General features: G+C 67.3%; 11 protein-coding genes. 3 read left to right on the top strand and 8 right to left on the bottom strand.

Translation table 11 applies throughout. The annotated features are described in order from the left end of the window. Positions 1-4 precede the first annotated feature (4 nt). The 6 genes from budC to HT578_RS06950 all read right to left on the bottom strand — a co-directional run bounded on the left by budC (position 5) and on the right by HT578_RS06950 (position 6,592). Complete coding sequence (gene budC, locus HT578_RS06925) at positions 5-778, bottom strand: meso-2,3-butanediol dehydrogenase (RefSeq protein WP_213503011.1); 774 nt, start codon at positions 776-778, stop codon at positions 5-7. A gap of 175 nt (positions 779-953) precedes the next feature. After that, positions 954-1,790, bottom strand: a complete 837-nt coding sequence (locus HT578_RS06930) for a TorF family putative porin (RefSeq protein WP_039391319.1) — start codon at positions 1,788-1,790, stop codon at positions 954-956. Between the two features lie 315 nt (positions 1,791-2,105). After that, positions 2,106-3,644: a SulP family inorganic anion transporter gene (locus HT578_RS06935; protein ID WP_213503013.1), complete on the bottom strand. Its 1,539-nt coding sequence runs from the start codon at positions 3,642-3,644 to the stop codon at positions 2,106-2,108. Further along, positions 3,644-4,333: a carbonic anhydrase gene (locus HT578_RS06940; protein WP_039391316.1), complete on the bottom strand. Its 690-nt coding sequence runs from the start codon at positions 4,331-4,333 to the stop codon at positions 3,644-3,646. Before HT578_RS06940 ends, HT578_RS06935 begins: the two co-directional genes overlap by 1 nt. Positions 4,334-4,493: 160 nt before the next feature. After that, the gene (locus tag HT578_RS06945) at positions 4,494-5,822 is read right to left on the bottom strand and encodes an ATP-binding protein (protein ID WP_213503015.1); all 1,329 of its coding nucleotides are present in this window, start codon (positions 5,820-5,822) and stop codon (positions 4,494-4,496) included. Then, a complete protein-coding gene (locus HT578_RS06950; protein WP_213504155.1) occupies positions 5,822-6,592 on the bottom strand; it encodes a response regulator transcription factor in 771 nt (256 codons plus the stop codon). Before HT578_RS06950 ends, HT578_RS06945 begins: the two co-directional genes overlap by 1 nt. 470 nt (positions 6,593-7,062) lie before the next feature. Between HT578_RS06950 and HT578_RS06955 the strand changes: the two genes are divergently transcribed. Then, a complete protein-coding gene (locus HT578_RS06955; protein ID WP_213503017.1) occupies positions 7,063-7,515 on the top strand; it encodes a tRNA (cytidine(34)-2'-O)-methyltransferase in 453 nt (150 codons plus the stop codon). Between the two features lie 6 nt (positions 7,516-7,521). Here HT578_RS06955 and HT578_RS06960 read toward each other — a convergent pair whose 3' ends face one another. Further along, complete coding sequence (locus tag HT578_RS06960) at positions 7,522-9,291, bottom strand: GGDEF domain-containing protein (protein ID WP_213503019.1); 1,770 nt, start codon at positions 9,289-9,291, stop codon at positions 7,522-7,524. Between the two features lie 285 nt (positions 9,292-9,576). On the opposite strand from HT578_RS06960, the gene HT578_RS06965 reads away from it, so the two are divergent. Continuing rightward, on the top strand, positions 9,577-10,071 hold the full coding sequence (locus HT578_RS06965) for a hypothetical protein (protein WP_213503022.1): 495 nt from the start codon (positions 9,577-9,579) through the stop codon (positions 10,069-10,071). Positions 10,072-10,193: 122 nt separating this feature from the next. Beyond that, a complete protein-coding gene (locus tag HT578_RS06970) occupies positions 10,194-11,345 on the top strand; it encodes a glycosyltransferase family 4 protein (protein ID WP_039391312.1) in 1,152 nt (383 codons plus the stop codon). Between the two features lie 21 nt (positions 11,346-11,366). Here the strand turns inward: HT578_RS06970 and HT578_RS06975 are convergent, their stop codons facing one another. Beyond that, a complete protein-coding gene (locus HT578_RS06975; RefSeq protein ID WP_213503025.1) occupies positions 11,367-11,795 on the bottom strand; it encodes a hypothetical protein in 429 nt (142 codons plus the stop codon). Positions 11,796-11,949: the final 154 nt, after the last annotated feature.

Raw genomic sequence — 11,949 nt, forward strand, 5'->3', positions numbered from 1 at the left:
GACCTCACGAGAGCGCGGGGAAATTGGGCTGGCCGTTCGAGGCGCTCACCCCGCCATCGACCGGCAGGTTCACCCCCGTCACGAAGCGCGCATCGTCCGAGGCCAGGAACGCGACGACATCGGCGACGTCCTCGGGCTCGCCGAAGCGCTTGATCGCCGCGCGCTGGTAGAAGGCCTCCTCGATCGCGGGGTTTTCCATCAGGTCGCCCGCCATCCTGGTGCGGGTCATCGCGGGGCACACCGCGTTGACGCGAATGCCATCCTGTCCCCATTCGAGCGCCATCGAGCGCGTCATCTGCGTCACTGCGCCCTTCGAGGCGGTGTAGATGACCATGTTGTAGTCGCCCCCGATCCCGGAGGCGCTGGAGGTGAAGACGATCGCGCCCTTGCTCTTCTTGAGTTCGGCATAGGCCGCCCGCGCACAGCGCAGCGAACCTTTGACGTTGATGTCGATCACCCGGTCGATGTCCTCATCGCTCGCCTCGCCGAACGCCCCCGAAGTCGCGACGCCGGCGTTGGCGTAAAGCACGTCAAGGCCTCCGAATTTCGCCACCGCCCTGGCGACGAGATCGTCCGGAAACCCGATCTGCGCGATATCGCCTGCGACACACAGCGTTCGGGCCGGATCCAGATCGGCCGCGAGTGCTTCCAGGTCCTCGCGCGAACGAGCGTTGAGAACGACGTTGGCGCCCTCGGAGGCGAAGCGGCGCGCGGCGGCCGCGCCGATCCCGCTCGAGGCGCCGGTGACAATGACGGTCTTGTCGGTGAAGCGTTGCATGTGGGGTCCTTGGGTTTTTCAGGATGCCCGTCTGTCGGGCCAGATGCCCTTGCAACGCACCGCCCCCGCGCCCGGCTCCCTGCAATCCGCGCATGCGCACATGCACCGTATAAAAGGAAAGCCCCCCGGCACATATGCGCCGAGGGGCCCTCCTGCATTCCCGAAGGAAACGCGATCAGAAGCCGGCCGAAACCTTGAAGACCACGGTCGAGCCGGAAATCACCGAGCCGTTCTTGCTCGAACGGAAGCCCGATCCGAGGTAGTTCGATTCCGAGCGCGAGATGTCGGTGTCGACATAGGCGACGCCGAGCGTCAGCGGGCCGAGCGCGTAGTCCGCTCCCAGGCTCCAGTCGATGTACTCGCCGGTCGGCGCGAGGCTGGTGCCCCAGGGGCCGAGGCCTGCATTGCCGTTCGAATAGCCAAAGTGCGCGTTCAGCGTCAGCGGCGTGTCGGGGATCCCGGCGCTGAGGTCGGTGTGCAGGTAGAGGTTGTCGCCCTTGTCGCCCGGATCGTCGTAGCCGTCCGAGAAGCCGCTGTAGTACCAGGTGCCGAGCGCTTCCTGCTTGGGCGCATAGTTGATGCCCACGCCGATGTTCACAGGGCCCACGTCGCCCGACACGGTCGCGTAGAGTTCGGCAAAGTCGGTGGTGTCGAGGCCGCCGGGGAACATGATCCAGGTCAGGCCCGCATCGACATTGAGACCGTTACCCAGGTCCGTGCTGTAGCCCGCGAAGAGGTCGAGCTCGGTGTTCGAGCCGCCGAAGGTGCCCCAGCCCGAAAGGTTCGAGCCCCAGGTACCGGCGTAGAAGCCGCTTTCATGGGTAACCTGGATACCCGCCTGGATCGCCATTTCGCGGTCGGTCATCGAGACGCCGCGATAGCGATAGTCGGTCACCAGGGTCGCTTCACCCGAGACGGTGAGGCCGGAATCGTCCTGGGCTGCCGCAGGGTTGGCGACGGCGAAGCACGAAAGGGCAAGGCAGGCCGCGCCTGCGAGCATACGAATCTTCATTTCTGGAACGTCCCTCATTTTTCATGTGGTTTTTACGTTCCATCCTGCGGCTCCCCCGCCGGGCCTTCACTTCGAGGTGGACCCGTTCCGAAACAGCAAGGCTCGGAATAAGCTTAACGCGGCCCTTTGCAAATCACTTCGTTTCACAAGTGATCACTTTGATCTAATATTGTTGCCTTGTTGCAACAAACGCATATTTGTCGTGCAAATAGCGCAATATTGGGACCACAAACGAATTCGGCTCTCCGCCCGGCCGGACCGATCCAGCGCGGGCGAAGAGCCGCTTCACATTGCAAAACTCAGGGTAATGATGCCTCAGGCGCGCATGGCGGCCATGATCGAGGCATCGCCCGTAACGCGGTCCTCGTGCCCGCCCTGACGGCGGCGCGCGATCCACTCGGCCAGCGTTTCGGCCGTGGTGTGGTCCATGCCCTTCACGCGTTCGAGGTCGAGGTGAACCGGCTCGCCGTGGGGCTGGCGCTCGAGCACGGTGTTGAGCTTGGTCAGACCCAGGAAGGTCGCGGCCCCGTGCAGCTCGACGCGGCGGCCGTGTTCCTCGTCATGCTCATGCACCTTGAGACGGATGTCGCGAAGGTGCGGCAGCAGTTCGACGACCGAGAGCGCGAGGCCAACGAGAACGCCGGTCAACAGATCGGTGGTGACGACCAGCACGAAGGTCACCGCCCAGATCGCCGCAGGCAGATAGCCGTGGTTCTTGTAGAGGTGCGTGACGTGCTTGAGGCTGACGAGGCGCCAGCCGGTGATCACCAGAACACCGCCGAGCGAGGCCATCGGCACTTCGCGCAGGAGCCAGGGAAGCAGCGCGATGAAGCCCAGGATCCAGATCCCGTGGAAGATCGTCGACAGGCGCGTCTTCGCCCCCGCCTGGACGTTCGCCGAGGAACGCACGATGACACCCGTCATCGGCAGCGCGCCGACAAGGCCGCACAGCATGTTGCCGATACCTTGCGCGCTCAGTTCCTTGTCGTACCTGGTGCGCACACCGTCGTGCATGCGGTCAACCGCCGCGGCCGAAAGCAGCGTCTCGGCGCTGGCGATGAAGGCGATGGCAAGCGCGGTGACAAGGAGCGCAGGGCTTGCAAGCGGGGCAAACCAGGCGGTGCTGGTGGGCAGCGCAAAGGCCGAGCCAATCGAGGCGGGCACCTCGATGCGCGCGACGTCGAGGCCCATGCCCCAGGCGACTGCGGTGGCCGAGACGACGCCGAGCAGCGCACCCGGAACAAGCGCCATCGACTTGGGACGCAGCTTTTCCCAGCCGACCATCACGACAATGGTGAGGACGCCCAGGCCCAACGCGATCTCGGTCGCCGCGACGCTCGAGAAATCGAGGCCGAAGACGCGGCCGGGGATCGCGGCGAGGTTCTCGACGCCGTTGGAGAGCGGCTTCTCATCGAAGAGGATGTGGAACTGGCCGATCACGATGAGCGCACCGATGCCCGCCAGCATGCCGTGGACAACCGCCGGGCTGATCGCGCGAAACAGGCCGCCCAGCTTTGCCCAACCCGCCACGAGCTGGAGCACGCCCGCAAGCAGCAGCACGGGGCCGAGCGCCTCGAGCCCATGCTCGCGCACGAATTCGAAGACGATCACGGCCAGACCCGCAGCGGGCCCGGAAACCTGAAGCGGCGAGCCTGCAAAGAGGCCCACGATGATGCCGCCGATGATGCCCGTCACCAGCCCCTTTTCGGGCGGCACGCCCGAGGCGATGGCAATGCCCATGCACAGCGGCATGGCCACCAGGAAGACCACGATCGAGGCGGTGAAGTCACGCCCGAAGTGCGCGAAAAGGCCGGAGCGCCCTTCGGACGCCGGCGCGGTGGGGGAGGTACTCATTATTCGGCAGCCTCTGCAAGTTCGGTGGCGATGCGCGCCTTGGCGCGCAGGGCCACGGGAAGTTCGCGATCTTCGCGCAGCGCCACGAATTCGCCAGTCTCACCATCGAGACCGAGAACCTGGCCGGCGTGGATGTCGACGAACCAGCCGTGAAGGGTGATTTCCCCGCGCGCGATGCCCGCCGCGACGGACGGATGGGTGCGCAGGTGCGCGATCTGCGCGATGATGTTTTCAAGCGTGATGGCGCGCACGCGCTCCGAACCGGTCAGTTCGGGGTGGCAGGTCGAGACGATGTGCTCGGCCGCCGCGCCGTTCCGGAGCCAGCCTGCGACGTTGGGCATCGCCTCCAGCCCCGTGGGATCGGCCAGCGCCTTCATCGCGCCGCAGTCCGAGTGGCCGCACACGATGATGTCGCTGACACCGAGCGCGACCACGGCGTACTCGACCGTCGAGGTGACACCGCCGTTGTGGGTGGAATAGGTGGGCACGATGTTGCCCGCGTTGCGGCACACGAACAGGTCGCCGGGCTGCGCCTGCATGATCTGCTCGGGCACGATGCGCGAATCCGCGCAGGAAATCATCAGCGCCTTGGGCGACTGACCATGGGTGGCGAGTTTCCCGAACAGCTCACTGCTGGCCGGAAAGATGGACTTCTCGAAATGGAAGACGCGACCAATGAGTTCGTTCACGTTTCGTCACCTCACAATAGGAATCGGGCAACCTGGCGCACACAGGCGCCAAGAATGCACCGAAATCTATGTCAGGCAGGTGTCCGCCCATGTTCGTGAATGTAACGAAGTCTTGCTGATTGCATTCAGGGCAATATGCGTTGCAATTTCCGAAACAAAGTCAGGAACTTGGCGCAAGGGGAAGTCGCACCGTTGCGCGCAAGCCACCTTCGGCGCGGTTGCGCAGGTCGATCGTTCCGTTCTCCATGCGCACCGCGCGCTGGACGATGGGAAGGCCAAGGCCCATGCCCGCCGTATCGCGTGCACGCGCCGAATCGAGCCGGACGAAGGGCTGCATCGCATCGGCAATGCGCTCTTCCGGGATGCCCGGACCATCGTCCTCGACGACGATCTCCACCCCGTCCCCGTCCTTGCGCAGGTGCACGCGCACGTTGCCCCCGTAATGCAGCGCGTTCTCGATGAGATTGGAAAGCGCGCGCCGGATCTGCACCGGACGAGCCCGCACCACGGCATGGGAGGCCCCCTCGTAGGTCGCATCCGCGCCGTGGTCGGCCTGGGTGTCGACGAGGGTCTGGGCCATGACGGCGACGTCGATGCGCTCGGTCGGGATCGCCTCACCGCCGGTGTCGACATAGGCCTGGATCGATTCGATGAGCATGCGCATCTCGTCGATGTCGCGCGACATCCCCTCGCGCATGTCGGGCGCGAGGCGCTCGTCGTCGAGACGCAGGCGCATACGCGCGAGCGGCGTCTTCAGGTCATGCCCGATCGCCAGCATCGTCTGCGTGCGATCATTGAGCGACTGATGGATGCGCTCCTGCATGGCGTTCATCGCGCGGATGAGCTGGCGCATCTCGTCCGGCCCGCGTTCGGGCACGAGGCGCAGCGGTCCTGAACCGAACTCGTGGGTCGCCCCGATCACCGCGCGCAAGGGGCCAAGTGCGGCGCGCAGCAGCACCCAGGCCAGCAGGATCAGGAGCAGCGTCGGCAGGATCATGCTCGCCAGCCGTCCCGCCGTCAGCTTCCAGGCCGCGTTGGCGTGGGTGTGGAACTTCAGGACGCTGCTGTCGGCCAGCAGCATCGAGCCCCCGATATTGCCGCGCCCGGGCACCTCGTCGAGATGGAGCTCGATGTCCGAGCGCACAAGGTCGGGCTCGAAGGCGACGACCTGCTCGCGCAGCTTGGCCAGCCCCACAGGCCCCCGGTAGCGGCGGCTGGAGGGGATCCATTCGAGCGTGAAGCGCGAGGTGCTGAGCGCCCTGGTCACCTGCGGGCGCGCCTCGGGCGCCACCCGCTCCACCGCCCGCGAGGCCAGCAGCAGGTTCTCGGCAATGCGTTCGGCATCGTCGCGCCGCAGCTCGAAGGAATTGGCGCTCTCGAACAGGAGCGTGTTGGCCGCGAAATCGACCAGCGCAACCAGCAGGAGCACGGCCAGCAGGCGCTCGGGCAATCCCAGGCGCCGGACGAAGGCCAGCCCCCGCTGAAGCATCAGAGACGGGTCACTTCGGCCCGGAACATGTAGCCCACGCCGCGCACGGTCACGATCGGCGATTCGCCGCCCTCGGCCTGGAGCTTGCGGCGCAGGCGGCTGACCAGCACGTCGATGCTGCGATCCGAACTGTCACCGATGCGCGAGCGCGAGAGTTCCATCAGCCGCTCCCGGCCGAGCACGCGCTGGGGATAGCCCAGGAACGTGGAGAGCAGGTCGAACTCCGCGCCGGTCAGGTCGACGATGGCGCCATCGGGCGAGCGCAGTTCGCGCCGGGCCTGCGACAGCTGCCAGCCATCGAAGGTGATGGTGTCGGCCGAACGGGTATCGCCCCCGAAATCGGCGACGCTTTCGCCCACGGTGTTGCCCCGGCGCAGGACCGCGCTGACGCGGGCGGCCAGCTCGCGCGTGCTGAAGGGCTTGGCAAGGTAGTCGTCGGCGCCCAGCTCAAGGCCAAGCACCCGGTCCTCCTCGCTGCCGCGCGCGCTGATGAAGATGATGGGAATGTCGCTCTCGCGGCGCAGGCGGCGGAACAGGTCGAAGCCGCTGGTGCCCGGCAGCATGATGTCGAGCACGACAAGGCTGACCGGGGATTCGCGCAAGGTCACCCACATCTCCGCGCCGGTGGCCGCGGTGAGCACGTTGAAGCCGCTCTGGCGCAGCGCGCGGGCGGTCAGCGTGCGCAGCGCGCCGTCGTCCTCGACCAGGAGAACGGTGGCGGGGCCGGACTGCGGCGGGCTGGAAAAGGTATTGGTGGAGGACACGTTCATCGGCTCAAGCATCTGGTTCTTCTCTGGCTATACCCCCACCCGATTCCGGACGCAAACGGGATGAGAGGAGTAAAGGACGGGAGGAAAACGAAATTCCCCGGGAGAGGCTCCCGGGTCCGCATCCGACGAAGGAAAACGGCCACCTTTCGTCAGGATAGCCGTCCCCGCGCGAGAGGATTTCACTCGGGCAGGCCAGCCACGCGCGGCTCCGGGCGTCCTCCCCGGCCCCGACGTCGCGGCCCTGTCCGGCCCCTTTCCCCGGCAGCCGAAGCTGCCCCAGAGGCATGGAACGCGTGCCCCTCTTCGCAATGGGCAGGCGCATTTCTGGACACGTGCAGTGTCGATCCACCGTCCGAAATGTAACGAAGTGTTGCTGAATACCGAAAAAGAGATGTTCCGACCCATAACGGCGTCCGTTTCCCGTGGCCGCAAGGACTTGCCAGCCGCCTCGAGGCCCGCCAAGCGGAGCCATGCGCATTGCTCTCTACGAACCCGAGATTGCCGGCAACGTCGGCGCCATCCTGCGCCTGGGCGCGTGCCTGGGGACAGCCATCGACCTCATCGAGCCCATGGGCTTTGCCTGGGACGACCGACGGGTCCGCCGCGCGGCGATGGACTACATCGACCATGTCGACTTCACCCGTCACGCCGACTTCGCCGCCTTCCAGGGCGCGCATGCTGGGCAGCGACGCGTGCTCTTCACCACCAAGGCGACGATGTCCGCCTATGCCTTCGACTACCGCGCGGACGACATCCTGCTGTTCGGCAAGGAAAGCGCAGGGGTACCCGACACGATTGCGCAGGTGTGCGATGCCCAGGTGCGCATTCCCCTGCGTGCCCAAGTGCGCTCGCTCAACCTGGCGACTGCGGCCGCGCTGGCGCTGGGCGAAGCGCTGCGCCAGACAGGCGCCCTGCCCGGCTGAGACGCCTCAGCGCACCGCGCTGGCCTCGGCTTCCTCACCCTCGCCGTCTCCCGGACTATCCCCGTCCATGGCCGCGGCGACCCGGTTGCGCCCTTCGCGCTTGGCCCGGTAGAGCGCTGCGTCCGCGTCGCGGTAGAAATCGCGAAAGGTCGGCAGGGGCGCGAAGGTCCCCTCGAGCGTCCGGTCCTTCTGCTCCGACACGCCGGCAAGGCCGATCGACACGGTCACCTTGCTTCCCGCCAGCACGCCGGTGTGCTCAATGCCCTCGACCGCGCGCCGCACACTGTCGGCAAAACGGCGCAGCGCAAAGCCCGACATGCCCGCCACGGCCATCGCGAATTCCTCGCCGCCCAGACGCGCGACGCGGCAGAAAGGTCCCTCGCGCGCGCCCAGAACCTGCGCAATGGCAACCAGCACGTCATCGCCGATGTCGTGCCCATAGGTGTCGTTGACCAGCTTGAAACGGTCGACATCGAAGAGCAGCAGCGCAAAGGAAGCCCCCTCCCGGTCCGCCGCCTCGAGCATGGGCGCGATGGCCTCCATGAAGCCGCGGCGGTTGCGCAGGCCCGTCAGCGGGTCGAGGCGCGCCTGGGCCTGGGCCTGGGCCTCGCTGCGCAGCGCCAGATCGCGCTCGATACGCACCTGCCCACTGGCCCGCGAGATCGCGACCGCCAGCAGGATGGTCTGCCAGGCCGCCGCGCACAGCACCAGGATCTGCGAGCCCGCGCCATAGAACCAGACGTCGATGTCGGCGAACTCGATGAGCCCGAGCGTCGCCATCGGCAGCGCCCAGGCCGCGGTGTAGAGCCGCGCCTTGCGGCTGCCCCGCCGCCAGGCGAGCGCAAGGCACAGCGCCACCAGCAGCAAGTCGAGGAGAACCGCCACGCCCAGCAGGTTGGAGATCGTCGCGATCGGCCCCGTGCGCAGCAGCCCCAGGGGAATGCCGACAAGCGCGATCAGCCCTGCCAGGAGCAGTACGGCCCGGCGCAAGCCCCGGGGCAGCTTGCCCTCTTCCAGCGCCGTGACCGCGCTCAGGGTTGCCAGCGCCACGGCGAAACAGGACAGCATGGTGCACACCTGCGCCGCCGGAGCCCCGGCCATTCCCGGCCAGATGAACAGCGCCAGCTGCGACCACAGGGCACCCCAGACGAACATCACGCCCGCCCAGCCACTCTGCCACAGCGCGAACTGGCGGTGCGCGGTCAGCGCCAGCGTCAAGTTGTAGATTGCCCCCACCGCGAGCAGGACCAACGCGCCCCCCACTGCAACGGCGAGCGCCGTCGCCTGCCAGTTCAGATCCTCGACATCGACCAGCCGCAGCCGCAGCAGGCGGGCGCTGGCGAGCCGATCGAAACGCACCACGATATCGGCAAGCGGCTGGTCGCGCACCGGCGGCTCGAAGGCGATCTGCCCCCCGGCGCGCCAGTGCCCACCAAAGTCACCCTGCACCACCGACTGGCGCCGGACTTCGCCATCGGCGTAGCGGAAATAGACCTCGAGGCGATCGAAACGCGAGGTTCCCACCATCAGCACCGGGCCGCCCTCAGCGGCATGGTTGGCGCGGTCCCACTGGGCCAGGCCGATGCGGTACCACAGGCTGGAACGCTGGTAACGGCTGCGCTCGGGCGCCCCGTCCGCACAGGTGAAGTGCGGGAAACCCGCTTCCGGCGCCCCGGGATGGGCCAGAGGCGTCACGGCATGGCACGTCGGGGCGAGTACATGTGACGTCGCGGCCGAAGCGGTGACCGGAAGCGCGAAGATGAGAAGGACAAGCAACAGCAGCAGTCCAGAAACATGCGTAGTTCTTTCAAAACGACGCAAAAAAGACATGCTGAGGCGAATCATTGCGCATCCACTAATGCGATACTTTTACCTACGAAAGTCTTACCTGCACGGTTCTTGAGAGAACGTGGCGCGCAACAGCCCGCCTTACCCCTGCCTCGCCCCACCCCCGCACACGCTGAATTCAGTCGGCATTCAGTCCCGCCCCGCTAGCCCCAGCGGCATCACGGCCCGCCGAACCCGCCGTATTTGGCCGGCACAGGAAGGGAGCTGAATTTGATGAAATCTGCGTTTCGAAACATTGGCTTGAAGCTGGGAATTGGCGCCGCGGCGGCGGCCGGTGCCCTGCTCGCCGCCACCCCGGCCATGGCCCGCGACCGGTACCGCGACGGCGGCAACGACGCCGCCATTGCCATCGGAGCGGGCGTACTGGGGCTTGCCGTGGGTGCGGCCCTCGCGGACCGCGACGACCGCTATTACTATGATCGTGACTGGTACCCCTCGCGCCGCTACGTCACCGTTCGCGGACGCCCCGGCTACTATTACTACTACGCCGACCGCCCCAACCGGTATTACCGCGACCGCTATTACAGCCGATACTACGCGCCTTATTACCGCAGCCATCGCCGTGACTGGCGTGCGCCCCGTCACCATGCCCGCCGCGACTGGCGCCGGGGTGGGCGCGACTGGCGTGGCGGTCGGCACTATTCGCGCCGTCATGGACGGCACCACGATCGCGGCCGGCACGGCCATCACCGGCGCGGCCGGCGCTGAGCCTGGCAGGCGGCGGGCGCGGTTGCCACGCCTCGAGATGAGAGGGCGGCAACCGCGTACGCGCGCAAAGCGCGCCGCAGCCCCTCGCCAAGTCCGCCTGCGGGCGCTATGGGCCGCCCACCATGGATATTTCCGACCTTCGCATCGCCCTGTTCTCGGGCAACTACAATTACGTTCGTGATGGCGCCAACCAGGCGCTCAACCGCCTCGTCGACTACCTGCTCCGCCAGGGTGCGAAGGTACGTGTCTATGCCCCCGTCGTGGAGGAGCCCGCCTTCCCGGCGACCGGCGACCTTGTCGGCGTGGGCGCCCTGCCGATCCCGGGCCGCGCCGAATACCGCGTGCCGCTCGCCATTGCCGGCAAGGCGCGCCGCGATCTCAAGGCCTTCGCCCCCAACGTGGTGCATGTCTCCTCCCCCGACCCGGTCGGCCACCGGGCCGTGACCTGGGCGCGCAAGCGCGACCTGCCCGTGCTGGCCTCGGTGCACACCCGGTTCGAGACGTACCTGCGCTATTACAACATGGCCTGGGGCGAGCCGGTGATCGAGGCGATCCTGCGCCGCTTCTACCGCCGCTGCGACGCGCTGGTGGCCCCGTCCGAATCGATGGCCCAGCTCCTGCGCGAACAGCGCATGAACTACGACGTCACGATCTGGTCGCGCGGAGTCGATCGCACGACCTTCAACCCCGAACGCCGCGACATGGAATGGCGCCGCAGCCTGGGCATCGCCGACCACGAGGTCGCGATCGGCTTCCTGGGCCGCCTCGTCATGGAAAAGGGGCTCGACGTCTACGCCGACACCCTCGACGACCTGCGCCGCCGGGGCGTCCCCTTCAAGGTCATCGTCATCGGCGAGGGGCCCGCGCGCGAATGGTTCGAAAGCCGCCTGCCGGACGGCGCCTTCGTCGGCTTCCAGCAGGGCGCGGACCTTGGCCGCGCGGTGGCCTCGATGGACGTCCTGTTCAACCCGTCTGTCACCGAGACTTTCGGCAACGTCACGCTCGAGGTCATGGCCTGCGGCCTGCCCGTCGTCGCAGCGGCCGCTACCGGCAGCCAGAGCCTGGTCGCCGACGGGATCTCGGGACGGCTGGTGCCGCCGGGCGCGGTCAGCCAGTTCTCCGAGGCCATTCGCGCCTACATCGAGGACCCGGCCCTGCGCCGCGCCCACGGCCAGGCCGGGGCCCTGCGCGCCAACGATTTCGACTGGGACAAGATCAACCAGGCCGTCGCCGACACCTACCTGCGCCTCATCCGCCAGCGCGCGAGGGGCTAGGGCACGGGGGCGTGGCCTGTATCAGCGCAGCACCCCCGCCCGCAGCATCCGCAGCGAGAAGACCAGCAGGGCAAGCGCGATCAGCCAGATCGCGCCGCTGATCGCGACGTCCGCGCTGCTGCTCGCGGGTGCCTCGGCATCGCTCCACTGGGTGACACTTGTCACCGCAAGGCCCAGGAGCGAGACCCCGAAGGCCGACGCGGCCAGCCGCGCCCGGCGCAGGAGCAGCAGCGCCCCCGCCAGCCCGCCGCCCACGCCCAGCGCCCAGAACCCCACCAGCCACAACGGCAAGGTGTCGAGGTAGGCCACATATTCGCGCGGGAACGCGGACAGGTACCCCGCGTTGCGGGTGACCGTCATGAGATAGTCCAAACAGCCAAAGCCGTTCCAGATGACGGCGACGACCGCCACGGTCCAATACCAGGCCGGAACCCGTGCCTTATTCACCATACGCACCTCGCTCGCGGCCCTGACTTGCGCAGTTGTCCAAATTTTGCCGCAGCCGCCCCGTCTTGGCAACCCGCGGCGCGCTCACGCACTTTTTCGGGGTAAGGCGCTGTTTCGCCGCGCCGGGACCGATGCAATCGCGCGCGCAACGCGCTAG

The sequence above is a fragment of the Novosphingobium decolorationis genome (assembly GCF_018417475.1).
GTDB lineage: Bacteria > Pseudomonadota > Alphaproteobacteria > Sphingomonadales > Sphingomonadaceae > Novosphingobium > Novosphingobium decolorationis.

Bases quoted from the DNA above. Each gene is read 5' to 3' on its own strand.
- budC (WP_213503011.1), bottom strand. From the start codon at position 778: ATGCAACGCTTCACCGACAAGACCGTCATTGTCACCGGCGCCTCGAGC.
- HT578_RS06930 (WP_039391319.1), bottom strand. From the start codon at position 1,790: ATGAAGATTCGTATGCTCGCAGGCGCGGCCTGCCTTGCCCTTTCGTGC.
- HT578_RS06935 (WP_213503013.1), bottom strand. From the start codon at position 3,644: ATGAGTACCTCCCCCACCGCGCCGGCGTCCGAAGGGCGCTCCGGCCTT.
- HT578_RS06945 (WP_213503015.1), bottom strand. From the start codon at position 5,822: ATGCTTCAGCGGGGGCTGGCCTTCGTCCGGCGCCTGGGATTGCCCGAG.
- HT578_RS06950 (WP_213504155.1), bottom strand. From the start codon at position 6,592: ATGAACGTGTCCTCCACCAATACCTTTTCCAGCCCGCCGCAGTCCGGC.
- HT578_RS06955 (WP_213503017.1), top strand. From the start codon at position 7,063: ATGCGCATTGCTCTCTACGAACCCGAGATTGCCGGCAACGTCGGCGCC.
- HT578_RS06965 (WP_213503022.1), top strand. From the start codon at position 9,577: ATGAAATCTGCGTTTCGAAACATTGGCTTGAAGCTGGGAATTGGCGCC.
- HT578_RS06970 (WP_039391312.1), top strand. From the start codon at position 10,194: ATGGATATTTCCGACCTTCGCATCGCCCTGTTCTCGGGCAACTACAAT.
- HT578_RS06975 (WP_213503025.1), bottom strand. From the start codon at position 11,795: ATGGTGAATAAGGCACGGGTTCCGGCCTGGTATTGGACCGTGGCGGTC.